Raw genomic sequence first — 26,658 nt, 5'->3', positions numbered from 1 at the left:
GCACCCCGGCCGTCGTGCCGTCCATCCCTGTTGCGTGCGTGCTCACCTGGGAGGCGGGCAGGGCGGGTTGCCGGGAACGCCACACATCTCCACGTGGAGATAGCTCGGTACCGACGGCGGAGTGATGTCGGCGTGCTGGTTGACCAGGTTGTAGCCGAGGTTGAACACCAGCATGATCGCGTTGATCACCGCGGTCAGCGCGAGGATGCGGATGATGCTCACGCCCCGCTTGGTCCGGAGCCGCTCGATCCCGGCGTCGGAGATGAGTCCGCCGTCCTTGCGCCGGAAGATGTAGATGCAGATCGAGAGCACCATCACGATCGAGCCGAACACGACGTTCTCGTAGAGGGGGAACTGGTTGATGGTGCCGGTGAAGAGCGACCACGTCTCGTTGACCCGGAAGTACGTCCACAACCCTTGGCGCTGCAGCAGTTGTTCGCCGACGGTGTCCAGGACGAGGAACAGCAGCAGCAACCCGGCGACGATGCCGGCCTTGTTCAGCCGGGGCCACCGTTTGCGGGCACGCTCGACCAGTGCGTTGATCCCGAGGACGGCCAGCGGGAAGAACAGGAAGTAGTCCCCGAGTGTGTACAGGATCGGTGCCGGGGTCTCCGGGCCCTTGCTCACCCAGCCGGGTACGAACTCGGCCCAGGTACCCATCTGGAAGAACTCCGTGTTGTAGCCGAACACCGGGCGGACCGCGTTGACGCCGACGTCCTGCCAGGCGGCCAGCAGCCACGCGACCAGGAACACCCCGATGGTGGGGAACCGGCCTTCCCTGCGGGTCTTGCGGACCAGCCAGATGATCGAGGCGATGGTGCCGACGACGCAGATCCCCTCGGCGATCTTGATGATCCAGACGGTGTGTGTCGGCACCGGATCGGCACCCGGCGGCGTCGGCGTGAACCCGTCGGAGAGTATCCACCGGATGTAGATGACGGCCTGGAGCGCGACGATCAGTGCGCCCACCCGGGCCAGCCAGACGATCGGGGGAGAATCGCGCCCCGCGGGGCTGCTCTCGAGCGCGGTCGTCGCGGCGGGTGCTTCGACCGTGTCCTCGCTCGTCGTCTTGCCTGTCGAATTCACCATCGTGCTGGTTTCCCTCCTGTACGAGTGGGGTGAGGGGGCGCCGTGGCGTCGGCGCGCTCGACGGTGATGGTCATCGCGCGGCCGGCCACTGGATTGTCTTGTGCTGCAAGAATTCCGAGAGTCCCGCCGCGCCGAACTCGCGGCCGATGCCGCTGCGCTTGTACCCGCCGAACGGCCCGTCGGGACTCAGTCCGCCACCACCGCCGTTGACGACGACCATGCCGGTGCGCAGCCGACGCGCGATGCCGTGAGCGCGGAGCGGGTCGGACGACCACACCCCGCCCGCCAAACCGAAGGGGCTGTCGTTGGCGATTCGGACCGCGTCCTCGTCGTCCCGGAAGGGGATGACCACACCCACAGGACCGAAGACCTCGGTCTGCGCGATGCGCATCGAGTTGTCGACGCCGACGAACAGGGTGGGCTCGACGAAGAAGCCCTTGTCCAATCCCGCCGGACGGCCACCGCCGTAGGCGATTTCCGCACCCTCGTCCTGGCCGACCCGGATCAACTCCTCCACGCGCCGGCGCTGTGTCTCCCGGATCAGCGGGCCCATCGTCACCGCAGGATCGGCCGGGTCGCCGACCGTGACGTAGTCGAGTGCCGTCTTGACCCTGGCGACGAGTTCGTCGTGGAGGGACTCGTGGACCAGGATCCGTGTCAGCAGGGCGCAGCCCTGTCCTGCATGCGTGATGAAGCCGCCGAGCACGCTCTGCATCACGTCGTCGAGGTCGGCGTCGTCGAGGAGGATGTTCGCGGACTTGCCACCGAGTTCGAGGACGACTTTCTTCAAGCTCTGGGCGCTCTGCCCGTAGACCTTGGTGCCCACGGTGTCGCTGCCGGTGAAGCTGACGATGTCGACACCGGGATGTGTGGTCAGTGCCTCGCCCGCCTCGACGTCGCCGGTGATGATGTTCAGCACGCTGTCGGGAAGACCCGCGGCCTCGGCGACCTCTCCGAAGACGAGTGCTTCGAAGGGGGTGTACGGCGAGCACTTGAGCACTGCGGTGCATCCGGCTGCGAGTGCCGGGGCCACCTTGAAGACGTTGAGGAAGAACGGGAAGTTGAAGGGCGTGATCAGGGCGGCGACGCCGTACGGTTCCCGGACCACCGTGCCCTGCCCGATGCCGTTGCCGACTATCGGCGGCATCGGAGTCTCGAACGGGAAGGCGCCGATCACGCGGTCGACGAGGTCGGCGAAGTGGTCGATCGGTGTGCCGACCTGGATGAACTCGGCGAGCGTGCGGGTCGATCCCGCTTCGGCGATGCTGAGGTCGACGAGTTCGGCGCGTCGGCGCTGGAGCTCGTCGACCATCCGCCGGAGGACCGTGGCCCGTTCACGCGGGCTCATCCGCGGCCACGGTCCCTCGTCGAAGGCGGTCCGTGCCGCGCGGACCGCGTCGTCGACGTCGGCGGCCGTGGCCTGGGGCACGGTGCCGATCACCGCCTCGGTCGCGGGATTGACGACCGTGAGCGTTTCCGTGCCCCGGCCGTCGACCCATTTGCCCCCGATGTAGAGCTGCCCTGCTCGCTCACCCGCCATGCGCGCACCCCCGCAATCTTGCAATTGAGTTATCTGATTCAACCGTACAATGGTGCAGTTGAATCGAGTGCCGAAACGGCGAAGTGAAGTGACGTCCGTCGGTGTTAGGCTGATCCGGCTTGCTGGTCAGGGAATTCGGAAGGCGTAGAGAAATTGTCGAACCGCTCCGTCGATGAGAACGAACTTCCCCACCGGATCCAGGTGCCGAAGACCGCAGAGGTGATCGCCCAGCAGCTTCGTAGCCAGATCGTGCGCGGCATCCTCAAGCCGGGGGACACGCTTCCGCCCGAAACCGTATTGGGGCAGCGGTTCGACGTCTCCCGTCCCACCTTGCGCGAGGCGTTCCGGATCCTGGAGAACGAGTCGCTGATCGTGGTGCGGCGCGGTTCGCGCGGTGGCGTGCAGGTCATGTCCCCGGACGTCGCGGTGGCCGCGCGGTACGTCGGGTTGCTGTTGCAGATCGAGAGCACGACGCTGGCCGACCTCTACGAGGCGCGCACCGTGCTCGAGCCCGCTGCTGTGCGAATGCTGGCGACCCGGCGCAGCGAGGAGGACATCAAGGACCTCACCGCGGTCATCGACAAGCTCGCGATCCTGGTCGACGCGGGCACGGAAGGGGCCGACTTCGACGAGTGGTCCGCGACGGCGTTCCGCTTCCACGACCTCATCCTCGAGCGTGCCGGCAACCGGACGCTCGGGCTGCTGGGTCGGATCATCGGTGACGTGGTCTCGACCCACATGTCACGGGTGGTGTCCCGCACGACCGACACGACCGAGGTCGAGGTTCAGTTCAAGCGCACCATCCGGGCGTTCCGCAAGACTGTCAAACTCGTCGAGGCGGGCGATGCCGATGCGGCGGAACAGCATTGGCAGCGACATATGGCCACGTCCGCCAAGAAGATGCTCTGGGGCCGGTTCGCTTCGGAGTCGGTCGTCGACCTCTTCAACTGACGTCCGAGTCCGGCCGTACACGGAACTTCGTGTAGGAGTGCGGCTTTCGTATCGTCGGTGTGATCGTCCCGACGCCGGGGCGAACTCCTCGCTCACGCCTCCTGGCTTCGGGTCGCACGCAGTGCGTTCATCAACTTCGTCCAGTGGGATCGCGTCCAGCCGTCCTGGTCTTCGCCCCAGCCGATCTCGCCGTCGAACTCCCATCGCATGAGCGCGTTGCTGCCCCGTCCGCCTTCGCACATGTGGGCCACGGAGAAGCCTTCGGCGGTCATGCTGCGCCCGCTGAGATCCGTCAGGTCGACCTCCATGTGCGCGCTCCAGCCGGTGCGAGGATCACGGAAGTTGCGCATCCGCGACGCCGTCTTGTCGAGACGCTCGAACCGGCCGTCCCGCAACAGCCATCCGTGGTTGAGGGGTGACCAGCCCGCCGCATCCCCGTCCTGGGGGCGGACGAAGCCGAGGAACCCGGTGTTCGGTCCGGAGTGCCCGAAGATGTACTGGATCCGGCCGCGTCCGCGTTCGCGTTCGATCTCCCGCCACCGGGGGCCGCCCGGATGCAGCACCCGGTGCTCTCCGCGCTGGTAGGACGGCTTACGGCTCCGCATGTGGTGACCACCGCGGGGACCCCACGTGCGGTCCCGGATCGAGTAGGAGTCGATGGTGATCGACTCGCCGCGCAGCACCAGCTCGCCGACCTGGTGCCCCAGTTGGTCCAGGTGCGGGCTGTACATCGCGGGTGGCTCGCCCGGGGTGAACCGGCGGGGCGGGTGGACGGCCCGGTGCTCGAACGCGACGGCGAAACCGTTGTCCGGATCGGAATACCCGATCTCGTAGCGCATCAGCGGTTCGACCATCTTCACCGAGAAACCCCCGCCCGGGAACGTGATGTCCCGCAGGTCGGGATGCTCCGGCATGGGCTGATCGACGCCGGTGCGGTAGTAGGCGAGGCGACCGAGGTCGGCGCCGCTGGGGTCCCATACGAACACGCGCCAGGTGACCACTCCGCGGTTGACGTCGAACCGCGCGTGCAGCCACCCGCCGATGTGGCGTTCGGGGATGTTGAAGGACCACCAGTTGGTTTCGACCCAGTACGGATCGTCGTTCGGCGGCTGGTGATACATGTCGTCGTCGGTCGTGAAGGGGGTGTCGGCGGTGATCTCGCCCGGGCTCGGGACATCGTCGTTCACCTGGCCGACCGTAGCAGCGAGCCGACTGATTCGGAGCATTTTCGGGCTCCAAATCAGATAACTCATTGCACTGCTGATTTCGGGTGCGGAGTCGGCCCCGCGGCGGCGAACCCGGTGATCAACGCGTCGACGGCGGCGTCGAATCGAGCTGTCGGCCCACGTCCGGCACTGTCCCTGGCGGCGGCGGTCAGGAGCGGATAGTCCTCGGGCGACAGTTCGGCGAGGCGGCTGGTCTGGCCTTCCTCACCGTGCGGCTGCGGGGAATCGGACCCGGCGCGGACGGCACCGTGGACCACGATCAGGGAATTGAGTGCGTACAGCAGGTCCAGCGCGGTGCGCGGATCGAATCCCGCCCGGGTCAGAACCTGCAGCAGCGTCTCCATCACCCGATGGTTTCCGGCCGTGGTGCCGGGCCGAGACAGCATGAGCGGGACCAGGTTCGGGTGGGCTGCGAGAGTGTCCAACCCGGACCGGGCATAGCGACGCAGTCCGTCCTTCCAGTCCGTATCGGTCCCGATCGGCAGCTCCGCCGCGGACACGAGCCGTTCGACGATGCCGTCCAGCAGTGCAGCCTTGTTCGGGAAGTAGTGGTACAGCGTCATCGCCTCGACCTCGAGTGTGGCGCCGAGGCGTCGCATCGACAGTGCCGCGAGTCCCTGCGAGTCGGCCAAGTCGATGGCGGCGTCCAGGATGACCTGTGGATTCAGGCCCGCATGCTGTCCGTGGGGGCGGTGACCGGGCATTGCGGCTCCTCGATCCGTTGACATGTTTTACGGCGTAAGTCTACCGTGGAAGCAGTAAGACTTACGTCGTAAGACTTTGCATCCAGAGAGCCCACGGTCATGAACACGACACGCATTTCCCGCTCCTCGACAGTGGCCCTGCTCGTCGGGTGCGTCCTCACGGTCGTCTCCGCGATCGCCGTCTACGGCAGCCAGACGAACTCCGGCATCACCGCACACGTCCGCGCGGGCTACCCGTCCTTCACCCAGGACCGCATCGATGCGGCCACCGACATCTACCTGACCTACCTGATCGTTCTGGGTGTCCTCGGCACCCTGGGCTGGCTCACCACCCTCTGGGTGGCACGCCGGAACGCATCGTGGGCGCGACTGCTCGCCACCGGCCTGTGGATCGTCGCCACCGGTATCGCCCTGTTGGACCTGACCGTCCGGGACACCTCCGGCGACACCGCGCTGCCCGCCATCGTCGGGTGGACGGGACTGGCGCCGTGCGTGGCCGGACTCGTCGCGGTCGTCCTGCTGTGGCGCCGCACCTCCGAACGGAAGGAGACACTCCGATGACCGACACTCCGATGACCGACCTCGTCCGAACCGGCGCCCTGGAAACCACTGTTCTGGAAGCCGCGGCCGGCGACGTCCACGCTGCAGGAATCCCGGGGATCTTCGCCGAAGTCCGTGTGCGTGACGATGTGTGGCGCGGCGCCGCAGGCGTCGCCGATCTCGTCACGCGCGCACCCGTGACCCCCGGGATGCGTCACCGCGTGGGCAGCATCTCCAAGACCTTCGTCGCGGCCGCCGTTCTGCAACTCGTGGAGCGGCGTGCCGTCGATCTCGACGCACCGATCCGCCGGTATCTGCCGAACCTCGTCCCCGGCGGCCGCGGTGATGCCATCACCGTGCGGATGCTGCTGAACCACACCAGCGGTCTCGCCGACTACCTGCCGACGGCCTATCCGTCGCTGGCCGCGTTCCCGGTGGTGGCCGACACCTCACCGCGCAGCCTCGACGACAATCGATTCACACGATTCGACCCGCTGGACCTGATCGAGATGGGCGTCCGCGCGTCGACGGCCGTCGCTCCCGGTACGTCACCAGGCCGATATTCCAACACCAACTACCTTCTGTTGTGCCAACTCATCGAGTTGATCACCGGTATATCCGCCGAACAGCACATCGACGACGCCCTCATCGCCCGGGCGGGCTTGGCGGACACCGGATTCCCGTCCGGTCCCGAGGTCGACGGCCCGCATTCGCGGTTGTACGAGTCGTGGTTCGGCATGAACCCGCCGCTGAGCGACTACAGCGTCTTCGACATGTCCTGGGTCGGGCCGGCCGCATCGTTGATCTCCACCACTGCCGATCTCAACCGGTTCTTCGCCGCCCTGCTGGCCGGCGACATCCTCGGCCCGGACATGCTGACACAGATGCAGCAGACCGTGCCTGTCGTCTCGTTCGAAGGCACGATCGTCGACTACGGGCTCGGCCTGCACCGCAAGGAGGTTCCCGGTCAGGGGACGTTCTGGGGTCACGACGGTTCCGTGTGGGGTGGCGGCGCGATCACGATGACGCGGGCCGATGGGAGGAGACAGATGACGGTGGCGATCAACCGGCAGCGCTGGAACGAACTCGACGCCTCCGGCAGGCCCACACCGCATCCCATCGATGGAGCGCTCGACGCGTTCCACCGCGTGGCCTTCGGCGCGCAGGCGTCGAAGTGGAACGTCGAGCCTCCCCGCTGATCGGACGAACTCGGCAACTCCTCCGCGATGAGGACCGGAGGCGGTACGCGGTTCGGCAATGCCGTTCGGCCTGGTGCAGCAGACTCGGGTCATGGCCTCTGTCTCCCCTCGGCTGTCCCCGATGTTGGCGACCCTCGGTGAACCACCGAGCGGCAATCGGGTGTTCGAGATGAAGTGGGACGGCCAACGCGCCCTGATCACTGTCGAGGGCGGACAGTGCCGGTCGACCAGCCGCGCCGGCAACGACATCAGTCGCACCTTTCCCGAGCTCCCGGATCCGGTGCTCACCGCGGTCGAGGGCAGGGACTGCGTCCTCGACGGGGAGATCGTCGCCCTCGACAGCGATGGGCGGCCGTCTTTCGCTCGGCTGCAACGCCGGATGCATGTCCAGCGCCCCACCGAACAGCTGCGCGCTGATGTGCCGGTCATGATGTACCTGTTCGACGTGCTCGCCGTCGACAGCGACTCCACAATCGATCTGCCCTATCTCGAACGGCGGGCCGTGCTCGACGACCTGATCACCCCCAGTGCACGGGTGCAGCTGTCGCCCTATTGGAGCGACGTCGACGCCGCGACCATGCTCGAGGTGGCGCGGGAGAACGGTCTCGAAGGCATCGTCGCCAAAGACCCCGACAGCCCGTATCTGCCGGGCACCCGCGCGTCGAGCTGGATCAAGACACCGCTGCGCCGCACTACCGAGGGAGTGGTCGTCGGTTGGACCCCCGGAGCGGGCAAAGCGGCCGGAGGTATCGGCTCGCTGCTGCTCGGGGCGCACGACGACGAGGGTCGGTTGGTGTTCATCGGTCGCGTCGGCACCGGGTTCGCTGCCGCGACCCGCCGGGAGTTGCGGTCCCGGTTGCGTCCGTTGGAGCGATCCACCAGCCCGCTGTCCGTCGCACCGCCGAAGCGGGAGACTCACGGAGTCCATTGGGTGGAGCCGACGTTGGTGGGGGAGGTCGAGTACCGGGAGTACGCGGGCGGGAGCCTGCGGCATCCGAGCTGGCGGGGACTACGCGCCGACAAGACGGTCGACGAGGTCGACCTGCCCGGCCGACACTGACGCCGGCGGCGTTCGTTCCTCGGTCCCGGCGCATCGCCACGGCGCCGATCCGGACCCGAATCCAGGGGTGTTCCGGTGTCGAAGCCACCCGTGAGGTCAGGTCCGCGACGGTCCGGGGCGCCCGTGCGAGTTGCGGAGCCGGAACAGCGACTCCTGCGCGAGGTTCGCGACGAGCACCCGGTTCTCGTCGTAGATGCGCCCGGTGTACATGCCTCGTCCGTGCGAGGTCGACTCCGGGGCCAGATCGAGCAGCAGCCACCGGTTCGGATCGCAGCCACGGTGGATCCACACGCTGTGATCGATGCTCGGCAGGATGCCGACGTGCTTGACCAGCGGGGCTTTCGACAGCCCGGTGCACATGTCGGAGACGAAGACCAGCCCGCAGGCGCGGAGGTTCGCGTCGTCGCCCAGCGATGTCTTGATGCGGACCCACAGCCGCGTCGGCCAGCGGTGATAAGCCTCGTCGTCATGGGGGATGCGGACGTCCAGGTCGAGCATCCGCGGGTCCTGACGAACCGTCGATAACGCCTCCGGCGGAGTGGTGTCGGGCATCGCCTCGGCCTGGTAGTCGGCGCCCGGCTGGATCTGCTGGAACGACGCCTCCAGGTTCAGGATCGGTACTCCCTCCTGGCTGGCGACGACCCGCCGGACCGAGAAGCGGCCCCCGTCGCGCTCCCGTCCGACGGTGTACGTGATCGGCTTGGTGGCGTCGCCGGGAGCGAGGAAATAGCTGTGCAGTGAGTGCGCCAGTCGCTCGTCGGGAACGGTGTGGGACGCGGCGCGCAGCGCCTGCGCGGTGAGCCGGCCTCCGTAGAGTCCGCGGGGATCGTCGGCGCCGGCCCTCGCCGCGACGAAGGTGTCGGGTCCGGTCGAGGTGAGGGTCAGGGCCTCGGCGACCGTTGCCGCCAGGGTGCCGGACGCGGCCACCGAGTGCGACCGCGCCGTCGAGGCGGCACTGTGTTCGGCCGTCACCGGAACCCCTGCGTGTGGACGCCGCTCGGGCGGGCGACGGCACCGGTCGGGGAGGCGGGTGCCGCGACGCATGTTCGGGAGTCACTCATACAGGTGCTTCCTTCTCTCGGTGGGTCGGATCAAACCTGGCGGCCGCTCGAAGCCCAGAACTCCTCGCGGAGAGTGCGTTTGAGCAGTTTCCCGGTCTCCGTCCGGGGCAGGGACATTCGGAACTCGACACTTCGAGGGCACTTGTATCCGGCAAGGCGGGTGCGGCACCAGGCGATCAGCTCGTCGGCCAGCTCATCCGTGGGTGCCGCGGGTGCGGCGAGCTGAACGAGCGCCTTGACCTGTTCGCCCCACTCCGGGTCCGGGACGCCGATCACCGCGGCGTCCGCCACGGCCGGGTGCGTGGAGAGGATGCCCTCGACCTCGGCGGGATAGATGTTCACGCCGCCGCTGATGATCATGTCCTTCGCACGGTCGCAGATGAACAGGTAGCCGTCCTCGTCGAGGTAGCCGACGTCGCCGATCGTGAAGGCCTTGCCCCGGTGGGCGGAGCGGGTCGCCACCGGGTCGCCGCGGTACTCGAAACTCGGTGTCCGCGGCTCGAGGTAGACGTTCCCGATCTCGCCGGCCGGTAGCTCGGTCCCGTCGTCGTCGAGGATGCGCACCGTCATCCCCGTCACCGCACGCCCGACGGTGCCCGGCTTCTCGAGCCAGCGGTGCGGTTTGGCGATGGTGGCGGCGCCCTCCATGCCGCCGTAGGTCTCCCAGATGACCGGGCCCCACCAGTCGAGCATCTGCCGCTTCACATCGAGAGGACACGGAGCGGCGGAATGCACGACCACCTTCAGGCTCGAGTGGTCGTACCGGGCGCGGATCTCGTCGGGGAGCCTCAGCAAGCGGACGAACTGGGTGGGCACCATGTACGCGGTCGTCACCCGGTGCTCGTCGATCATCCGCAGCGTGGCCTCGGGATCGAACTTGCCCCCGATTGCCAGTGCCTGCCCGACATTCAGTGCGCCGAGGTAGAAGCTCTGGCAGCCACCGTGATTCATTCCGGTGGAGACCAGGTGGACTCCGTCGAAGGGAAGGAAGGTGAACGCGCGCCCGAATGTGGACATCGCATTGGCCGCTGCCGACGGCTCCAGCGGTGGCAGCGGCCGGAGGATTGCCTTCGGCTTGCCTGTGGTTCCCGACGAGTAGATGATCGCGCCGCCCAGTGTGCGGTCCGCCGGCACGGTGTCCGGCTGTCCGGCGATCAGATCCTCGTACCGCACGAACCCCGGGATGTCTCCGCCGACGGCCACGGCCAGCCGGATGGTGGGGATGTCGTTCACACTGCCCATCCGGTCCGCGTAGTCCGGGTGCACCGCGACGGCGGTCGCGCCGGAATGGGTCAGGATGTCGGTGAACTCGGTGTGCGAGAGCGCGGGGTTGAGCGCGAGGTACCGGATGCCGGTCTCCAGCGCGGCGAGCTGCCAGATGATCGGCTCCACACCGTTGGGCAGCGCGTACGCCACGATGTCTCCGGTGCCGATGCCGTGCGCCCGCAGCGCGTGGACCAGACGGTGCGCGGCCGCGGCGAGCTCGCCGAAGGACATGGTCTGCCCGCTGGGCGATGCCACGATCGCCGTTTGGTCCGGGTGATCCTCCGCGATCCACCAGAACCCGAGTCGCCGATCCCAGGGGTGTTCCACATGAGCCTCCGTCTCGATTCCTGCCGCGAGTTCCGAGCTTGTCCGGATCAGGTCTGTCGGTTGTCGGTGCACGAGTACCCGGCGACGCCGGATCACCGGTAGGTCGGGGGATCGTTCCGGCGCGGCGTCGCACGCCGCTCCGCCACCGGCGGGTTGCCGATGTGGGTGTACGCCATCCCGTTCTGCAGCGCGGTACTGCGGGTCATGTCGAGCGACTCCCAGATCGCGCGCACCGTCCCCTGCACTGCCACGGGATTGCGCGCCGCGATCGACGCCGCGATCTCCCGCGCGCGGCTGCGCAACCGATCCCGCTCGACCACCTCGGTGACCAGGCCCAGCCGTAGCGCGGTGTCCGCGGTGATGCGTTCCTCGGTGCCCATGAGCGCCCACCGCAGGACGTCGCCCAGCGGGACTCCGCGGGCCAGCATCCCGATGGGTTCGAGGGCGGAGACGATGCCGCCGTTGGCGTGGGGGTCGAAGAACACCGCGTCGTCGGACGCCAGGATGATGTCCGACTCGTTGAGGAAGTACTGGGCGCCACCGGCGGCCATGCCGTGCACGGCCGTGACCACGGGCTTCCAGACCCGGTGATGGAGTTTGGGGGAGAGGGTCATGCCCGGGTCGAAGGTGTTCCACACGTTCGACTTGGCGAACCAGGACGCGGATTTGACGTCTGCGCCGGTGCAGAAGGCGCGGTCGCCGTTGGCCTGCAGCACCACCGCGTGGATCGCGTCGTCGTCGCGGATCGTCCGCCACGCCCACTCGATTTCGGCCGCCATCCGGTCGTTCACGGCGTTGAGGGCGTCCGGCCGATCGAGGGTGATCGTGGCTACGTGGTCGTCGGCCACCTCGAACTCGATCGTTGCCAGGTCCGGAGTGGTGACGTCGATGCTCACGAATGTCCTCCTGTAGTTGCGTGATGCGGTTCACTTCCCACTGAGCCTGTGGTAGAAATCATACAAATCAGTTTACTGTTGGCGCGCGGAATCGGGATATCGACGCGAGCAGGGGGATGTATGGAGAACCTGTGCCGGAGAAGTAGCGGGTGCCGGTGGCCATCCCGCACGCCGCGCTCCCGATGGTCTCGAGCGGTCGCGACCGTCCTGCCGGACACGAACGAAAGGTCATCCTCATGACGAGAGTTGCGGCCGCCCCGATGTCCGTGACCAACCTGGCCGACCCGGTGATGTACTACAACCCGTACCCGCGATACGCGTATCTTCGTGAGCACGAACCTGTTTCGCGGGTCAAGGCTCCGATGATGGTGCGAGGCACCGGCTACATGGTGACCCGCCACGCCGACGTCCTCGCACTGCACTGCGACAACCGGTTCTCCACCGACGCCACGAAGTACGGGGGCGCGGCGAAGTTCAACTGGATACTGCCTCAAACCCTCAAGCTGCTCGGCGAAACGATGGTGTTCAAGGACGATCCGGAACACAAGCGGCTCCGGACACTGGTGCACCAGGCGTTCACCCCGAAGCTGGTGGCGGGCATGGCCGACCAAGTCACCGAGATCGCGGCCGAACTCGCCGACGAACTGGCCCGCAAGAAGGACATCGATCTGGTCGAGGACTTTGCGGTGCAACTTCCGTTGCGGGTCATCTCCAGCATGCTCGGTGTCGGCGACACCGACCGTGAGCGCTTCCACCACCTCGTCGGCAAGGTGACCGAGGACTCCGGCACCGGCCCGATCGGGATGATCATGCGGATGCCGGCGGCGAACAAGCTGCTCGCCTTCATCCAGCACCTTGCCGACGACGCACGCGCCCACCCGGACGACGGGTTGATCTCAGCGATCGTGGAGGCGCGAGAGGACGGCGACCGGCTCACCGAACGCGAGGTTCTGGGCATGATCTTCCTCCTGCTGCTGGCAGGGCACGACACGACGTCGAACCTGATCGGCAGCAGCATGCTCGCGCTCGCCCGTAACCCCGAGCAACTGCAGTTGCTGCGCGAGGACGAGTCGTTGTGGCCCACCGCGATCGAGGAACTGCTCCGGTACACCACGCCGGTCGCGTGTGCGGCACCACGGATCGCCGTGGAGGACGTGGAATTCGCCGGCACCCGAATTCCACAGGGCAGCCAGGTGATTGGGATGATCATCTCCGCCAACCGGGACCGGGAATGCTACGAGGACCCGGAGTCGCTGGACCTGACCCGCACCCCCAACAAGCACATGTCGTTCGCATTCGGGGCGCACTACTGCCTGGGACACCACCTCGCGCGCCTGGAAGGCCGCATCGCGCTGCAGACACTTCTGGAGCGGTTCGACAAGCTCGAGGTGACCGCCGCCGACACCGACCTGCGATACAAGGCGACACTGTCGCTGCGCGGGCTGAAAGCCCTACCCATGCGGGTCGGCTGAGTCCGGGGCCGGGCATGACGAGGGGGAAGGAATGACGGTGGAAATGCAGGGCCTGCCCGCGGAATTACGCGCGTGGCTGCTGTCCGTTACCGGCGCGGACGAGATCACCGCGAAGCAGGTCCCCGGTGGCGCCAGCAGGCAGGCGTGGTTCGTGGACGCCCACGGGGTGCCCGACGGTGCCCTGTTCCTCCGCTACGATCCGCGACCACCGCAGCCCGACAGCGCGTTCCATCCGCTACAGGTGGAAGCGGAGATCATGCGTGCGCTGTCGGACGCCGGTGCGTGCGTGCCCGCCGTGGTCGCCGTGCACCCGACCCTGCAGGCGGTTCTCCTCCGGAGGGTCGACGGGGAGACCTGGTTCTATCTGATCGGTGACCCCGACGAGCAGGTGGCAGTGGCGCGAGATTTCATCCGTCATCTCGCCGCGATCCACCGGATCGATCCCCGGAATCTGGTGATCGACTCGCTCGGGCCGGTTCGATCGGTCCGCGAGCACCTCGCCGACGAACTCGCCGGGATCCGGCGGCGCATGGCTCGCAAGAAGGGCCCGATGCCGCTGCTGTCGTTCTGTGTCGACTGGCTCGAACGCAACATGCCCGACGACGACGGTCCGGTGGTGCTGGTGCAGGGCGACACCGGTCCCGGCAACTTCATGTACCGCGACGGCCGAGTCACCGCGATCGTGGACTGGGAACTCGCCCACTTCGGTGACCCGATGGACGACATCGCGTGGCTGTCGCTGAGGGCCGCGCAGGACCCGTTCACCAGCTTCCCGGATCGGCTCGCGGAGTACGAGGCGCTGTCCGGCCACCGGATCGACGAACCGAAGATCTGGTACTACCGGCTGCTGGCGGAGGCGAAGCTCGCGACCTTCCACGACGGCGCCGACGACCGCCGGGGCTCCGTCGCGGTGGGTTCCCCGGACGCGGGCAACAGCCTGATCTACGGGATGCTGCACCGGCGCCTGCTCATCGAGGCGCTCGGTCACGCGGTGGGAATCGACATGGAGCGTACCGAGTTCCATCCGGAACCGGACGGTCCCGGCAACGGCCACGTCTTCGACGCCACCTTGGCGGTGCTGCGCGCGGCCGCCGGACAGGCCGGTGACCCGCTGGCCGCCCACTGGACCAAGGGTGCGGCGCGGCTGGTCAAGTACCTGAAGGAATGCGACCGGGTCGGTGGGGTGCTGGACCGCGACGAGATCGCGGAACTGACGAAGTTGCTCGGCGAAATGCCGGCCTCCGTCGAGGATGGGCGTGCTGCTCTGGCCCGGCGGACGATCGACGGGGAAATCCCGGTCCTGGACTATGTCGCCCAGATGTGGAAGGGCGTCCAACGGGACGACTACCTGATGCGGACCGCGTCCGGCGCCCTCTACGACCGCACCTGGCCACCCATCACCCACGGGACCGGACCCGTCGACAACGGGGAGCCGATCCCGACCCGCGATCCGTCGGTGAGCTAGTGACCACCGGGGGTCGAGGGCGCGAACACGGGCACGTACACCCGGTCCTTGTCCTCATGCGTCCCCGCGACCTTCTCGAACGCGACGGTCACCGGCATGCCGATCTCCACGGACTCCGGCGGACACCCGACGATGCCGGCGGGGATACGAAGCCCGGCCTGGTCGTCGAGTTCGACGAGGGCGATCACGTACGGGACCGCCACCTCGGGGTGAAACCGCTGGACGTTGACGGTGAACGTGTAGACCACCCCGGCACCGGACGTGTCGCGAATCCCCGCCGGCTCGTTGCAGTCCGGGCAGGTGGCCGCCGGCGGAAAGAACCAGCGCACACAGCTCTCGCAGAACGGCAGGCGCAGAACGGAATCGGCGCCGCCGGTCCAGAAGGGCCGGTCGACGGAGGTGGGCGTCGGAACATACGGGCGGACCTGCGGGGTCGAGAGCTCCTGCATCGCTTCACAGTATCCGCGACCCCCACCCGGCCGCATCCGAACGGAGGCTCCGATGCACTTTCCTGAGCAGAACGCGATCATCTCGGGGATCGGCATCTCCGACATCGGAAGGAAAACGGGCACACCGGGACTCGATCTCACCGTGCAGAGTGCATCGGCGGCGGTCGCGGATGCAGGCCTGACGCCCGCGGACATCGACACGGTCCTGACACTGGGGGACACTCCGGCGGCCGAGGCTGCCCGCGCTCTGGGCATCGAATCGCCGGACCTTCCGGCACTGGACGGTGATGCGGGGCTGCTCGCCCCGGTGCAGCAGGCCGCGGTCGCGGTCGGGGAGCGCCGGGCCCGGCACGTCCTCGTCTATCGGACCGTGCAGATGATGGGAGGCACGGTCGATCGACCGCGCCGGTCCGGTGGCGGGAAGGGCGGTGGGCGGCCCCGTCGTGGTCCGGGCCCGGCCATGGGCGATGTGTCGTACCTGTTGGCGGCCAACGCGTTCTCCGCGGCCAATTGGCTGGCGCTCCACTGCCGTCGGCACATGCACGAGTACGGCACGACCCGAGAGCATCTGGGATGGGTCGCGATCAACGCGCGCCGCAACGCGGCACTCAATCCGTCGGCGGTGTTCCGGGACGAGATCACGATGGCCGATTATCTCGCGGCCCGGCCGGTCTCGACGCCGTTCGGGCTGCTCGACTGCGACGTGCCCGTCGACGGGTCGATCGCGGTGGTCGTCTCCCACCGCGATCACGCCGCCGGCATGCCGCACCCACCGGTCCGCATCGCAGCGATCGGCGGGGCCGCCGGAACCGGGGGATGGACCCAGCGGCCCGACTATCCCCGGATGGCCGCCACGGATGCCGCGGCGCGGCTGTGGAGCCGGACCGAACTAACCCCGGCCGACGTCGACATCGCGGAACTGTACGACGGATTCACGTTTCTCACGATCACCTGGCTCGAAGCGCTGGGGCTGTGCCCGGAGGGCGGCGGTGGCGACTTCGTGGACGGAGGTACCCGCATCGCGCGCGACGGATCGCTACCGCTCAACACCTACGGGGGTCAGCTGTCCGCCGGGCGGATGCACGGCTACTGGGTGCTGCACGAGGCGTGTGCTCAACTGCGCGGCACGGCGGGGGACCGGCAGGTGCCCCGTCCACCCGAGGTGGCGGCGGTGTCCGTCGGGGGAGGACCGATCGCCGGATGTATGCTCCTCACGCGGTGACCGGCGGTCGAAGTCGAATGTCCTTCGGTAACACCACTTATGGTGGTTGGTGTACCGAAATTTCGGTACGCCGACCGTCATCTCCGTGCTCTGGACGAGTGCCTTCTGCGGGAGCCGGATCAGAGTGGAGTCGATTCGGCCAAAGTGCGGAACATGGCCGAAGCAATACAGTAAATTGGGTTATATGAATGACTCGACGGTCCGCACAGGCGTGGGGGATCGCGCGGATCGCTGATCGGATGTCTGTTCGTCGCAACCGGACGGGGTTGAGGTGACTGAAGACGAGATTCCAGGCGGGGCAGGGGATCACGTGGACACGACAGGGGGTGCGGTCGACGAGATCACCGACTGGTCGAGGGGATACCTCGACCGGCATCTCGGCCGGTCGCTCGTCACCGTCGGGGAACAGATCAAGCTGGGTATCGAGGCGATGCGGTATCTCGTCGTGGACCTCGTGCGTGGCCGGTTCCCCTTCGAGTACTTCGTCCGCGAAGCGGTGTTCATGGCGAAAACCGCGCTGTTGCCGAGCTTCTTCGTCGCCATCCCGATCGGCGTCACCCTGTCGATTCAATTCGGATTGCTCGCCGGGCAGGTGGGTGCCACCTCCCTCGCCGGTGCCGCGAGCGGTCTCGCCGTGATCCGGCAGGGCGCGCCGCTGGTGACCGCGTTGATGATGGCCGCCACCGTCGGTGCCGCGATCTGCGCCGACCTGGGATCTCGGACCATCCGCGAGGAGGTCGACGCGATGAAGGTGATGGGTGTCTCGCCCGTCCGGCGGCTGGTGGTCCCGCGCCTGGCGGCCGCGGTCGTCGTGGGCACCGCGCTCACCGGAACGATCACCTTCATCGGCTTCCTCGCCGGTTACCTGTTCAACGTCTACGTCCAGGACGGTGCGCCGGGCAGTTTCGTCGCCACGTTCGCGTCGTTCGCGACCGTCGGCGACCTGGTGCTGACGATGGTCAAGGCGATCGTGTTCGGTGCGATCGTGGCGACCGTCGCATGCCAGAAGGGACTGTCCACCCACGGTGGTCCGGCGGGGGTCGCGAACTCGGTGAACTCCACGGTGGTCGGGTCGATCATGTTGCTGATGGTCGTCAACGTGCTGTTCACCCAGCTCTACGTCATCGCGTTCCCGAGGGCGTCGTTCTGATGGCATCGCCGTCGGCCTACCACCCCCCGGGCGTGCGCCCGCTCGTGGTGGCGTACGGGGCGATCACGCGACCGATCCGGATGATCGGGCACCTGTTGTCGTTCTTCTGCCGCGCCGTGGCAGGTCTGCCTGCGATGCTCCGGCACTACCACCGCGAGTTCCTGCGCCTGCTGTCCGACGTGACCTGGGGGAACGGGTCCCTGGTGGTCGGCGGTGGCACGGCCGGCGTCATCCTGGTGCTCGGTGCCAGCGCCGGGGCGATCGTCGGGATCGAGGGTTACAACGCGCTGCGCCTGCTCGGTCTCGGCCAGGCGACCGGGCTCGTCTCCGCCACCGCGGCGACCCGCGAACTCGCACCGATCATGGCGGCGCTGGCCTTCGCGGCGCAGGCCGGCTGTCGGTTCACGGCCCAGCTCGGTGCCATGCGCATCTCGGAGGAGATCGACGCCATGGAATCGCTGGCCATCAGACCGATTCCGTACCTCGTCACCACGCGTCTGCTGGCGTCGATGATCGCCGTCATCCCGCTGTTCGTGTGCTGCCTGGTGCTCACCTACGTCGTCGTGCAGCTGGTCGTCGCGCTCGCCGGCGGCGTGTCCATCGGCACCTACCAGCACTACTTTCACCTGGTCATGGCCGGACCGGACATCGTGTATTCGGTGATCAAGGTGGTGGTGTTCGTGACCATCACCTCCACGATCCAGTGCTATTACGGCTATTACGCCCGGGGTGGCCCGCAGGGCGTCGGGGTGGCCGTGGGACGTGCGATGCGCTCCGGGATCAGCGTGATGATCATCGTCAATCTGCTTCTCACGCTGGCCTTCTGGGGAGTCTCGGCCGGTTCGAAGCTGGGGGGCTGAGGATGCGGACGATCTCGCTGGAATCCGAGGCCGGTGCGCCGACCGACCGCATTCTGCTGATCCGCGGTCTCGTCGGTCTCGTCGTCATCGCGGCGGTCGTCGCCGTCCTGCTGCTGCGCTCGACGGGGTCGCTCGACGACCGGGTAGCCGTCACCGCACTGCTTCCCGACGTCGGAGACGGTATCCCCGCGAAATCGGACGTGAAGTTCCGTGGTCTCGTCGTCGGTATCGTCACCGGCGTCGAACCGGGCCGCGACGGCCGGCCGAACGAGGTGTCGATTCTGCTCGAACCCCATGATGCGCAGGGCATTCCCGACACCGTGACCGCGCGGGTGGTCCCGAGCAACGTGTTCGCGGTTTCGTCGGTCCAGCTGGTCGACAACGGTGCCGGGGCCCCGCTCACCGACGGTGCGGTGATCCCCGCCGACACGAGCCGGCCGACCGTCGAACTGCAGACGGCCCTGACGAAGATGCGGGACATCGTCGCGGCGGTCGGGCGGGACCGCCGCGACGCCAGCGTCGGCGTGCTGACCGCGCTCGCATCGGCGACCGAGAACCGCGGGCAGGAGATCCGCGACGCCGGGGGGCAACTCGTCGACATGACCACCGCGCTCAATGCCGCCGTCGACGACGGTTCGGACCGGTCCCAGCTGGTCGACCTGGCCACCGCGCTGCGGGGACTCCAGGAATCCGCACCCGAACTGCTCGACGCCGTCCATCACTCGGCCGTGCCGATGCTGACCGTCGCCGAGAAACAGGCCGCACTCACCGACCTGCTCGCAGCCGGCCAGTACACGATGGGAACCACCGAACGGGCACTCGGCAACAATGCCGACCGGATGATCACCATCACCGGTCAGCTGGCCCCGGTGCTGGACCTGCTCGCCGCGGGCGGCGCGGCCTTCCCCGGGATCGCCACCGACATCGCGGTCGTATCGCGCCGGTTCTCGACCGAATTCTGGGACCCTGCCCGCCAGCGCGGCACCGGACACTTCGTGTGGACGCTGACGCCGCACAAGGTCTACGGCCCCGCGGACTGCCCCCGCTACGGCGACCTCGCCGGTCCGTCGTGCACGTGGCCGGCACCGGCCGGCAATGCGCAGCCGGTGCTGCCGGCGAGCCTGGACCCGCGCAACTTCCGGCCACCCGCGGCTCTGTCGGGCGGCAACGTCGGCCCGGTCGGCGGCCCCGCCGAGATGGAGGCCCTGCGGGAGCTGCTCGGTGAACAGGCGACCACGGCGGCCTCGCTGATTCTCGGACCTCTGCTGCGCGGGATGAACGTGAGCGTGGACACCGTCCCCGTGCCGGCGGGAGCCGGGGATCCGGTCCCTGTCGCGGAGGGAGGACGATGAGCTACCGGCGCTCGATCATCTGGCTCTCGCTGTTCCTGGTGGCCTCCGTCGTCCTCACCTGGACGATCCTGAACACGTTGCGCCGCGGGATGAGCGGCTCGACCCACACCTACTCCGCCGTGTTCACGGATGTATCCGGGTTGCGTTCCGGCGACGACGTCCGGGTCGCCGGGGTCCGCGTCGGCCGCGTCGACTCGATCGATCTCGACGGCAATCTCGCCCGAGTACGTTTCCAGGTGGACCGTGACCACACACTCAGCGGCGATACCCGGGCCGCGGTGACCTATCAGAACCTCATCGGCCAGCGCTATCTGGCGCTGTCGCTCGGCGACTTCGGCACGCCGACGCCGCTGGAACCGGGCGCCGAGATCCCCGTCGACCACACCGAACCGTCCTTCGACATCTCACTGTTGCTCAACGGATTCGAACCGCTGTTCAGCGTCCTCGATCCGGACAGCGTCAACGACCTCTCCGAAGCGCTCGTCGGTGCCCTCGGCGGCGACGCGGGATCGATCACGCGGCTGCTCGCGCAGACCTCGGCCCTCGCCGAGTCGATCGCCGGCCCGGACGAGGTTCTCGGGGATCTGATCACCCAACTCGGGACCGCGCTGACCGGGCTGTCCCGGCAGTCCGGAGATCTTCAGGACGTTATCACCCGCTCCCAGGTGATCTTCACCGAGCTCGCGTCCCGCAGGAGCGACCTGGTCACGTCCGCGGAGACCATCACTCGGGTCGGGAACCGGGTCGCCGAGATCGCCGCGGCCACCCGGCCCGAGGTCACCGAGTTCCTGGACCGGGAGCCGGGGTTCTCCTCCCATTTCAACGCGGGGAAGGAAGACTTCGAATACCTGGGCGCCAACGCGCCGTTGCTGCTCAAGGGCCTCGCCCGGATCAGTCAGGAGGGCAGCTTCCTCGGCGCCTACGTGTGCGATCTCAACCCACTCGGGTTCGCGCCGTTCCTGGTGCCGTTGGTTCCGGAGATGGTCGCCGACTCCACGCCGGGCGGCAAGGCCCAGTACTCGCCGATCTGTCAGCCATGAGGACGGGGGTGCACACGATGACGAGGAAACCGGTCGAGGAGTGGGATTCGCTGCGGCTCGGAATCGCCGGGGTCGTCGCCCTCGTCGTGGTCGTCCTGGCGATCGTCGGGGTCAGCTCAATCGATCCCGGACGCCGTGAGATCGTGGCCGAGTTCGCGCAGGCCGCCGAGATCCGTGTGGGCGACCAGGTGACCGTGGCGGGCGTCGCGGTCGGAGAGGTCACCGGCGCCGAACTCGCCGGTGACCGGGTGAACGTGACGATGAAGATCGACCGGGACGTCGCGCTCGGTGCCGATACGCGGGCGTCGATCAAACTCACCACGCTGCTCGGCTCGCGCTATGTCGCGCTCACGCCGGGAGGGTCCGGCACCCTCGAGGACCGGCGAATTCGACTGGACCACACCGAAGTTCCCTACGATCTGCAGGAGACGATCGAAGGGGCGGCCAGCACCTTCGAGCAGGTCGACGCCGCGGAGGTCGCCGACGCGATGGCCACACTGACCGGTCAGCTGGAGGGGGCACCCGAGGTGGTGCCCCAGGCGATCGCCAACGCGGGCACCCTCGCGGAGATCGTCGCCGCCCGGCGCACGCAGATCGGCGACCTGATCAGCGGCACCGAGCGGATCACCTCGGTGATCCGGACGCAGCAGTCGAACATCGGGTCCCTGATGGTGCAGGGCCGCGATCTGATGTCGGAACTGGATCGGCGCCGCCAGTCGGTGATCGGCATGTTCGCCGCGACGACCACCCTGATCGACGAGTTGCACCGGACCGTCGTCGACGACAGTCCCGAGATCCAGGAACTGATGGCCGAACTCGACAGCATGCTCGGATCGCTGGCCCGGCACGACGACCTGCTCCGCAACATCTTGGAGGTGGCGCCCCTGCCGGTGCGCAATTTCACCAACGCATCGGGGTCCGGAAACTACGTCGACTTCACCGGGCCGGCCGGCGTCCTGGTCGACTCCTGGATGTGCGCGCTGAGCGGGCGCGCCGAAGAACTCGCAGCGAACCCGTACTTCCAGGAATGCCGATGAACCGCCGGCGGATCGGGTTCACGGCGGCGCTGATGCTCGTGCTCGTCGTGGTTGCGGCGGCGGCCGCGTGGCCGGGCGAAAAGCAGCGCACCATCGTCGCCCAGTTCGCGAGCGGCGCAGGACTGTACGAGGGCAACAAGGTGACCGTGCTCGGAATCACCGTCGGCCGGATCGTCACCATCGAGCCGCGCGGCACCGCGGTCGATATCACGATGGAGGTCGATCCGGAGGTCCCCGTCCCGGTCGACGTGCAGGCGGTCGCGGTGTCCTCGTCCGTGTTGACCGATCGGCACATCGAACTGTCGCCCGCCTACACCGGCGGTCCGGTTTTGTCGGACAACGCTTTCCTGCCGTTGGACCGCACCCGAACACCGATCGAGTTCGACCGGCTGCTGTCGATGGTGGACACCCTGTCGCGGGAACTGGGCAGCGACGACGGCGGCGACGGCCCGGTCGGGAGGATGCTCGCGGTCACCGCCGATTCGCTGGAGGGGAACGGTCCGGCGATGCGCGAGGCCCTCGGCCGACTGTCGGACGCGCTCCGGACGGGGGAGGACCCGAGCGCCACGCGGGACTCGATCGTCACCCTCGTCGACAACCTGAACGCGCTCACCCAGGCGGCCGCCGACAACGATGCCACGATCCGGGAATTCGGCGGGAGTCTGCGTCGGCTCAGTGACATGCTCGCCGACGAGGCCCTCGGTAAGGGCGACACCGGTTCCAAACTGAACGAAATCCTCATCCGGACAGAGGAAATGCTGGCACAGAACCGAATTCCCATTCAGGGCACGGTCGCCAGCACCGAGACCCTCACTCGGGCGATGAGCGATTACGAGCGGGAGATGTCGGAGTTCCTGAACGTGGCCCCGTTGCTGCTCGACAACGCGTACAACGCGATCGACCGCACCAACGGAGTGGTCCGCGTGCACACCTTCGCCGACCGGATTCTGTTCGACCACCAGATGCTCAAGGAGGTCTGCAATCTCGCCGGACTTCAGGAATTGGGCTGCGCGACCGGCAAACCGCAAGACTTCGGACCCGACTTCGGTATCACCGCGATGCTGGCGACCGTGGCGGGGGTGGTTCCGTGAGGACGGTTCGACGCTCGGCTGGGCGGTCGCGGGTGCCTGCGGCACGGCAGTCACGGCTGTCGCCGATCGCGGTGGCTGTCGTCTGTGTGCTCTGCTGGGCGCTCGCCGGCTGCTCGGTGGGGCTCGGCCAGCTCCCGCTGCCCGCGCCCGGGACAGGGGGCGACGGCTTCGTCGTCACCGCGATCTTCCGGAACGCGCTGAACCTGCCGGCGAAGGCGAAGGTCCGGGTGAAGGGCGCCGACGTCGGATTCGTGCTGGACATGGAGGTCCGTGACTACTTGGCGGTGGTGCGGATGCAACTCCGGGACGGAACCCTGCTACCCCAGGGCACGCGGGCAGAATTGCGTTCCGCGACACCGCTCGGCGACGTCTTCGTCGCGCTGGAACCGCCCGCCGACCCCGGGGGTGCGGTGTTGCAGGACGGCGACACCATCCCGGTGGAGTCGACGTCCGCGGGCGCGACGGTCGAGGAGGTGCTTTCGACGGCGGCGATGCTGGTCAACGGCGGTGCCATCCGGAATCTGACGAAACTCGTCAACGGTCTCGGTGAATCGGTCGGTGACGGCGGCGACGAACTGGGTGCGCTGGTCCGCGAGTCCACCACGCTGGTCGCGTTGCTGTCGGCGCGGACGTCGGAGATCGAAGCGGTGCTGGGTTCGGCGAACGCCCTTGCCGACACCGTCGTGGAGCGGCAGCAGAGTATCGACTCCGCGCTCGCCGCAGCCGGACCGGCCCTCGGGGTGGTCGCCGACAACACCCAGGCGATTCTCGGCACGGTCGACCAGCTCACCCGGATCACCCAGAAATTGGAGCGGTTCCCGTCGATCAACGGGACAGGTGCGGGTGGGATGGTGCAGGACATCAACCGGATCGCCGGATGGCTGAACGCGGCGGCGACGGCGCCGGGCGCCAGTATCGAGGACGTCAACCGGATCCTCGGCCCGATCATCAAGCTCACCAGCGGCACCTCCGGTCATGTCGACGTGTCGATTTCGCAGTTCGCGCTCGGCGCGTTCGACGACCCGAACTACCACGCAGACCCGGGATCGAGGCTCCCGGACGCGGGGGACTGGGAGCGTTTCGCCGGGTCGCTCGCGGTGACGATGTTCCGCCTCCAGCAACGGCTCGAGGGTCCGCGATGAGCACGCAGGGCGACATCGTCGAGGCCTCGGCGCGGGGGCTGCTCTCCGGGGTGCGGTGGGGCCGGCGACACCGGACCGCGCTGTCGGTCCTGGCTCTGGTCGCGTTGCTCGTCGGTGGCGTCGCCTACCTGTTCCTGAATACGTTGGAGCTCAACCCGGCGAGGGCGAGGATCCGGGTGGACGTCCGGCTCGCGCAGTCCGGTGGTCTGCTGCCGGGTCAGGACGTGACGTTGCGCGGGGTGGCGGTCGGCCGGGTCGAGTCGGTGGATATCGACGGCACGGGCGTCCGGGCGGTCGCGGTGATCGACGCCGCCGTGCCGATCCCGGCGACCGGGCAGGTGCGGGTGTCCAGCCTGTCCCCGGCGGGCGAACAGTTCCTGGATTTCCAGCCCACCACCGACGACGGCCCCTATCTCACCGACGGTTCCGTCGTCGACGAATCGAACACGTCGACCCCCGTCCCGATGGCGACGATGCTCGAGAACATGGAGCCGATGCTGGCGCAGATCGACCCCGACGATCTGGCCGTGATCACGAAAGAACTCGGGACCGGTCCCGAGGGAGTCCACAAACTGCGCGACATCGTGCACGGCGGAACGTTCCTGGTGTCCACGCTGCACGCGGTGCTGCCGCAGACCCTGGGAATCCTGCAGACCGACAAGGTCGTTCTGGCCACCCTGTCCGAGACGGCACCCGGCCTGGCCGCGACCGCGGCGAATCTCGACGGCACCCTGCGCGGGGTCAGCGCCATGGACGGCGGCCTGCGGCAGCTGCTGGAGCAGACCCCGGCGACCGTGCGCAGCATCGACGCCCTGTTCGCCGACAACTCGCCGACCATGGTGCAACTGCTGGGCAGCCTGGTCACCGTGACGCAGATGGTGAACGTGCGCCTGCCGGCGTTGCAGGAGTTCATTTTCCCGCAGCAGCGCGACGGGTCGACACTCCAGTCGATCGGGACCGTCTTCCGGGACGGCGGAATCTGGGGCGCGGTCGACGTCTACCCGAGGGTGCCGTGCGACTATCCGCTGCCCCGGTCGGCGCCCTCGCGCCCGGACTTCCCCGAGCCGTTCCTCAATACGCACTGCCCCGATCCGCAGTTGCTTCCCCGCGGCGCGGCGGCGGCACCGCGGCCCCCGGGAGACGACACCGACAAGCCGGCGCCGGGCAGCGATCCGCTGGGCCGCACCAGCCCGACTCCGCAGGGCCCGCAAACCCTGCCGACCCCGTACGCCGGGCCGCCGATCCACTTCAACTGAACCCGACCTGGAGGTAACCGTGAGCAGCGTGAAGGATCCCCTGCTGGAGGACGACCCGGACACCGTGACGGCCGCGGCCGAGCGATCCGAGCCGGGGAAAGCCGTTGTCTCCGAACCGGACACCGCGACACCCGCCCCGGGGACAACGACACACCCCATCCGCAGGGTACTCGCCGGTGTACTCGCCGCCGCGGTGTGTGCCGGAGCGGGGTTCGCCGGCTGGCGCATGTACTCCGACGCGGCGGTGGACCGCGCCGCATCGGAGGCGCTCGAGACCGCGAGGAACTACGCCGTCACCCTCACCAACATCGAGGCCGGCGACATCGACCGGAACTTCTCCGACGTCCTGGCCGGGGCGACCGGGGAGTTCCGCGACATGTACTCGAGGTCCAGCAGCCAGCTCAAGCAGATGCTGGTGGACAACAACGCCAGCAGCACGGGCACGGTGGTGGACGCCGCGGTGCGGTCGGCGACCGCCCACGAGGCGGTGGTGCTGCTCTTCGTCGACCAGACGATCACCAACACCGCCACCCCGGAACCGCGGGTCGATCGCAGCCGCGTGGTGATGACGCTCGACAAGGTGGACGGACGCTGGCTGGTGAGCAGGGTCGACCTGCTCTGATTGCGCCGCTCGGCGCCAGCAGGCTCCTGGTACGGCTCGGAAACCGCTGTTGCTGATGACGATCCGCGCGGGGCCGTCGATGGTTGCCAGCTCGTACAGCGCTTCGTCGAGATGGGTCGAAATCAGGATCATCCGCTCCTCCCACGCCGCCGGACCGGCCGGGGTGTCGCCCGCGCAGCGGCGGTAGTAGTGGCGCAGTTGCTGCTCATGGATCGCGAACCGGACGGGCGGATCGAGCGGAACGTCGCGGTAGGTGATGGTTCTATCCGGCGCTGTGGACGAGCATGTTGTACTCCTCGTCCGAGATGACGCCCATGAAATTCGCATGCCCGAGCCAGAACAGGCTGTCGTCGTCGTAGACGGGGTCCTCGGTGATGTCTACTTGGCCGCTTGACTTCTCGACTCGGGGGAAGGACTTGGCCCTCAACTCTGCCGCGACGTTGTCCAGGCTGATCTCGTTGTTCGCGAGTTGCTGCATCAGTTGCTTGGTAGTGGTCATTGGGCGTGCTCACTATTCTTGCTCGTGGGGTGAAGGGGAGGAGCTGGTCTACTCCGTCCTTTCCTGGCGGGGCCGACCCCGATCTCGCCGCCCTATGGGCGCGGAATCGCCACCCGCATCAACGATCACGGACCGTCTACAG

The 26,658-nt window shown here is 67.9% G+C and carries 25 protein-coding genes; 16 read left to right on the top strand and 9 right to left on the bottom strand.

What is annotated here, in order from left to right; translation table 11 throughout:
* Nucleotides 1-42: 42 nt before the first annotated feature.
* Both M1M07_RS12970 and M1M07_RS12965 read right to left on the bottom strand, forming a co-directional pair.
* On the bottom strand, nucleotides 43-1,089 hold the full coding sequence (locus M1M07_RS12970) for a spirocyclase AveC family protein (protein ID WP_197255783.1): 1,047 nt from the start codon (nucleotides 1,087-1,089) through the stop codon (nucleotides 43-45).
* A 70-nt stretch (nucleotides 1,090-1,159) separates the two neighbouring features.
* On the bottom strand, nucleotides 1,160-2,629 hold the full coding sequence (locus M1M07_RS12965) for an aldehyde dehydrogenase family protein (protein WP_248674422.1): 1,470 nt from the start codon (nucleotides 2,627-2,629) through the stop codon (nucleotides 1,160-1,162).
* A gap of 201 nt (nucleotides 2,630-2,830) precedes the next feature.
* Between M1M07_RS12965 and M1M07_RS12960 the strand changes: the two genes are divergently transcribed.
* A complete protein-coding gene (locus M1M07_RS12960) occupies nucleotides 2,831-3,580 on the top strand; it encodes a FadR/GntR family transcriptional regulator (protein WP_248674420.1) in 750 nt (249 codons plus the stop codon).
* 92 nt (nucleotides 3,581-3,672) lie between these two features.
* On the opposite strand, the gene M1M07_RS12955 is transcribed toward M1M07_RS12960, so the two are convergent.
* Together M1M07_RS12955 and M1M07_RS12950 are read right to left on the bottom strand one after the other, a co-directional pair.
* Complete coding sequence (locus M1M07_RS12955; protein ID WP_248674419.1) at nucleotides 3,673-4,767, bottom strand: hypothetical protein; 1,095 nt, start codon at nucleotides 4,765-4,767, stop codon at nucleotides 3,673-3,675.
* 62 nt (nucleotides 4,768-4,829) lie between these two features.
* A complete protein-coding gene (locus M1M07_RS12950) occupies nucleotides 4,830-5,510 on the bottom strand; it encodes a TetR/AcrR family transcriptional regulator C-terminal domain-containing protein (protein WP_248674418.1) in 681 nt (226 codons plus the stop codon).
* A gap of 99 nt (nucleotides 5,511-5,609) precedes the next feature.
* On the opposite strand from M1M07_RS12950, the gene M1M07_RS12945 reads away from it, so the two are divergent.
* The 3 genes from M1M07_RS12945 to ligD all read left to right on the top strand — a co-directional run bounded on the left by M1M07_RS12945 (nucleotide 5,610) and on the right by ligD (nucleotide 8,309).
* Nucleotides 5,610-6,071, top strand: coding sequence for a hypothetical protein (locus M1M07_RS12945; RefSeq protein WP_248674417.1), 462 nt, complete (start codon nucleotides 5,610-5,612; stop codon nucleotides 6,069-6,071).
* Nucleotides 6,068-7,249 carry a serine hydrolase gene (locus M1M07_RS12940; RefSeq protein WP_248674416.1) on the top strand — a complete coding sequence of 394 codons (1,182 nt, stop codon included), beginning with the start codon at nucleotides 6,068-6,070 and terminating at the stop codon, nucleotides 7,247-7,249. The genes M1M07_RS12945 and M1M07_RS12940 overlap by 4 nt, the downstream gene beginning before the upstream one ends.
* 91 nt (nucleotides 7,250-7,340) lie before the next feature.
* Nucleotides 7,341-8,309 carry a non-homologous end-joining DNA ligase gene (gene ligD, locus M1M07_RS12935; RefSeq protein WP_248674415.1) on the top strand — a complete coding sequence of 323 codons (969 nt, stop codon included), beginning with the start codon at nucleotides 7,341-7,343 and terminating at the stop codon, nucleotides 8,307-8,309.
* Nucleotides 8,310-8,405: 96 nt separating this feature from the next.
* Here the strand turns inward: ligD and M1M07_RS12930 are convergent, their stop codons facing one another.
* From M1M07_RS12930 to M1M07_RS12920, 3 genes are all read right to left on the bottom strand, one after another.
* Nucleotides 8,406-9,281 (bottom strand): acyl-CoA thioesterase domain-containing protein, encoded by an 876-nt coding sequence (locus M1M07_RS12930; protein ID WP_248674414.1) that lies wholly within the window; start codon nucleotides 9,279-9,281, stop codon nucleotides 8,406-8,408.
* 119 nt (nucleotides 9,282-9,400) lie between these two features.
* Nucleotides 9,401-10,963, bottom strand: a complete 1,563-nt coding sequence (locus M1M07_RS12925) for an AMP-binding protein (protein ID WP_308200798.1) — start codon at nucleotides 10,961-10,963, stop codon at nucleotides 9,401-9,403.
* A 92-nt stretch (nucleotides 10,964-11,055) separates the two neighbouring features.
* Nucleotides 11,056-11,859: an enoyl-CoA hydratase/isomerase family protein gene (locus M1M07_RS12920; protein WP_248674412.1), complete on the bottom strand. Its 804-nt coding sequence runs from the start codon at nucleotides 11,857-11,859 to the stop codon at nucleotides 11,056-11,058.
* Nucleotides 11,860-12,095: 236 nt separating this feature from the next.
* Between M1M07_RS12920 and M1M07_RS12915 the strand changes: the two genes are divergently transcribed.
* Nucleotides 12,096-13,331 carry a cytochrome P450 gene (locus M1M07_RS12915; protein ID WP_248674411.1) on the top strand — a complete coding sequence of 412 codons (1,236 nt, stop codon included), beginning with the start codon at nucleotides 12,096-12,098 and terminating at the stop codon, nucleotides 13,329-13,331.
* 31 nt (nucleotides 13,332-13,362) lie between these two features.
* Complete coding sequence (locus tag M1M07_RS12910) at nucleotides 13,363-14,796, top strand: phosphotransferase family protein (protein ID WP_248674410.1); 1,434 nt, start codon at nucleotides 13,363-13,365, stop codon at nucleotides 14,794-14,796.
* Here M1M07_RS12910 and M1M07_RS12905 read toward each other — a convergent pair.
* Entirely contained in the window at nucleotides 14,793-15,245 is a 453-nt protein-coding gene (locus M1M07_RS12905; RefSeq protein WP_248674409.1) for a Zn-ribbon domain-containing OB-fold protein, read from the bottom strand. The genes M1M07_RS12910 and M1M07_RS12905 overlap by 4 nt on opposite strands.
* Before the next feature lie 52 nt (nucleotides 15,246-15,297).
* Between M1M07_RS12905 and M1M07_RS12900 the strand changes: the two genes are divergently transcribed.
* The 10 genes from M1M07_RS12900 (at nucleotide 15,298) to M1M07_RS12855 (ending at nucleotide 26,017) form a co-directional block, all read left to right on the top strand.
* A complete protein-coding gene (locus tag M1M07_RS12900) occupies nucleotides 15,298-16,467 on the top strand; it encodes a thiolase family protein (protein WP_248674408.1) in 1,170 nt (389 codons plus the stop codon).
* 310 nt (nucleotides 16,468-16,777) lie between these two features.
* Entirely contained in the window at nucleotides 16,778-17,617 is an 840-nt protein-coding gene (locus M1M07_RS12895) for an ABC transporter permease (RefSeq protein WP_248674407.1), read from the top strand.
* Entirely contained in the window at nucleotides 17,617-18,477 is an 861-nt protein-coding gene (locus tag M1M07_RS12890) for an ABC transporter permease (protein ID WP_248674406.1), read from the top strand. Before M1M07_RS12895 ends, M1M07_RS12890 begins: the two co-directional genes overlap by 1 nt.
* Nucleotides 18,478-18,479: 2 nt before the next feature.
* A complete protein-coding gene (locus M1M07_RS12885; RefSeq protein ID WP_248674405.1) occupies nucleotides 18,480-19,829 on the top strand; it encodes an MlaD family protein in 1,350 nt (449 codons plus the stop codon).
* Nucleotides 19,826-20,869, top strand: a complete 1,044-nt coding sequence (locus M1M07_RS12880; RefSeq protein ID WP_197255746.1) for an MlaD family protein — start codon at nucleotides 19,826-19,828, stop codon at nucleotides 20,867-20,869. Before M1M07_RS12885 ends, M1M07_RS12880 begins: the two co-directional genes overlap by 4 nt.
* A 17-nt stretch (nucleotides 20,870-20,886) precedes the next feature.
* Nucleotides 20,887-21,906: an MCE family protein gene (locus M1M07_RS12875; protein ID WP_248674404.1), complete on the top strand. Its 1,020-nt coding sequence runs from the start codon at nucleotides 20,887-20,889 to the stop codon at nucleotides 21,904-21,906.
* Nucleotides 21,903-22,997, top strand: a complete 1,095-nt coding sequence (locus tag M1M07_RS12870; protein WP_248674403.1) for an MCE family protein — start codon at nucleotides 21,903-21,905, stop codon at nucleotides 22,995-22,997. The genes M1M07_RS12875 and M1M07_RS12870 overlap by 4 nt, the downstream gene beginning before the upstream one ends.
* 71 nt (nucleotides 22,998-23,068) lie before the next feature.
* A complete protein-coding gene (locus M1M07_RS12865) occupies nucleotides 23,069-24,139 on the top strand; it encodes an MlaD family protein (protein WP_248674402.1) in 1,071 nt (356 codons plus the stop codon).
* Nucleotides 24,136-25,395: an MlaD family protein gene (locus tag M1M07_RS12860; RefSeq protein ID WP_248674401.1), complete on the top strand. Its 1,260-nt coding sequence runs from the start codon at nucleotides 24,136-24,138 to the stop codon at nucleotides 25,393-25,395. The genes M1M07_RS12865 and M1M07_RS12860 overlap by 4 nt, the downstream gene beginning before the upstream one ends.
* Nucleotides 25,396-25,414: 19 nt before the next feature.
* Complete coding sequence (locus tag M1M07_RS12855; protein ID WP_197255742.1) at nucleotides 25,415-26,017, top strand: hypothetical protein; 603 nt, start codon at nucleotides 25,415-25,417, stop codon at nucleotides 26,015-26,017.
* Nucleotides 26,018-26,279: 262 nt separating this feature from the next.
* Here M1M07_RS12855 and M1M07_RS12850 read toward each other — a convergent pair whose 3' ends face one another.
* The gene (locus M1M07_RS12850; RefSeq protein WP_197255740.1) at nucleotides 26,280-26,516 is read right to left on the bottom strand and encodes a hypothetical protein; all 237 of its coding nucleotides are present in this window, start codon (nucleotides 26,514-26,516) and stop codon (nucleotides 26,280-26,282) included.
* Nucleotides 26,517-26,658 lie beyond the last annotated feature (142 nt).

It is taken from the genome of Rhodococcus sp. HM1, from assembly GCF_023218075.1.
GTDB lineage: Bacteria > Actinomycetota > Actinomycetes > Mycobacteriales > Mycobacteriaceae > Rhodococcus.
Note: the sequence above shows the minus strand (reverse complement) of the source record. Positions and strands in the feature narration are given on the sequence as shown.

What these genes read in the sequence shown, in the direction of transcription:
- M1M07_RS12970 (WP_197255783.1), bottom strand. Translation starts at nt 1,089, where the DNA reads ATGGTGAATTCGACAGGCAAGACGACGAGCGAGGACACGGTCGAAGCA.
- M1M07_RS12965 (WP_248674422.1), bottom strand. Translation starts at nt 2,629, where the DNA reads ATGGCGGGTGAGCGAGCAGGGCAGCTCTACATCGGGGGCAAATGGGTC.
- M1M07_RS12950 (WP_248674418.1), bottom strand. Translation starts at nt 5,510, where the DNA reads ATGCCCGGTCACCGCCCCCACGGACAGCATGCGGGCCTGAATCCACAG.
- M1M07_RS12945 (WP_248674417.1), top strand. Translation starts at nt 5,610, where the DNA reads ATGAACACGACACGCATTTCCCGCTCCTCGACAGTGGCCCTGCTCGTC.
- M1M07_RS12940 (WP_248674416.1), top strand. Translation starts at nt 6,068, where the DNA reads ATGACCGACACTCCGATGACCGACCTCGTCCGAACCGGCGCCCTGGAA.
- ligD (WP_248674415.1), top strand. Translation starts at nt 7,341, where the DNA reads ATGGCCTCTGTCTCCCCTCGGCTGTCCCCGATGTTGGCGACCCTCGGT.
- M1M07_RS12915 (WP_248674411.1), top strand. Translation starts at nt 12,096, where the DNA reads ATGACGAGAGTTGCGGCCGCCCCGATGTCCGTGACCAACCTGGCCGAC.
- M1M07_RS12910 (WP_248674410.1), top strand. Translation starts at nt 13,363, where the DNA reads ATGACGGTGGAAATGCAGGGCCTGCCCGCGGAATTACGCGCGTGGCTG.
- M1M07_RS12905 (WP_248674409.1), bottom strand. Translation starts at nt 15,245, where the DNA reads ATGCAGGAGCTCTCGACCCCGCAGGTCCGCCCGTATGTTCCGACGCCC.
- M1M07_RS12900 (WP_248674408.1), top strand. Translation starts at nt 15,298, where the DNA reads ATGCACTTTCCTGAGCAGAACGCGATCATCTCGGGGATCGGCATCTCC.
- M1M07_RS12890 (WP_248674406.1), top strand. Translation starts at nt 17,617, where the DNA reads ATGGCATCGCCGTCGGCCTACCACCCCCCGGGCGTGCGCCCGCTCGTG.
- M1M07_RS12885 (WP_248674405.1), top strand. Translation starts at nt 18,480, where the DNA reads ATGCGGACGATCTCGCTGGAATCCGAGGCCGGTGCGCCGACCGACCGC.
- M1M07_RS12880 (WP_197255746.1), top strand. Translation starts at nt 19,826, where the DNA reads ATGAGCTACCGGCGCTCGATCATCTGGCTCTCGCTGTTCCTGGTGGCC.
- M1M07_RS12875 (WP_248674404.1), top strand. Translation starts at nt 20,887, where the DNA reads ATGACGAGGAAACCGGTCGAGGAGTGGGATTCGCTGCGGCTCGGAATC.
- M1M07_RS12870 (WP_248674403.1), top strand. Translation starts at nt 21,903, where the DNA reads ATGAACCGCCGGCGGATCGGGTTCACGGCGGCGCTGATGCTCGTGCTC.
- M1M07_RS12860 (WP_248674401.1), top strand. Translation starts at nt 24,136, where the DNA reads ATGAGCACGCAGGGCGACATCGTCGAGGCCTCGGCGCGGGGGCTGCTC.
- M1M07_RS12850 (WP_197255740.1), bottom strand. Translation starts at nt 26,516, where the DNA reads ATGACCACTACCAAGCAACTGATGCAGCAACTCGCGAACAACGAGATC.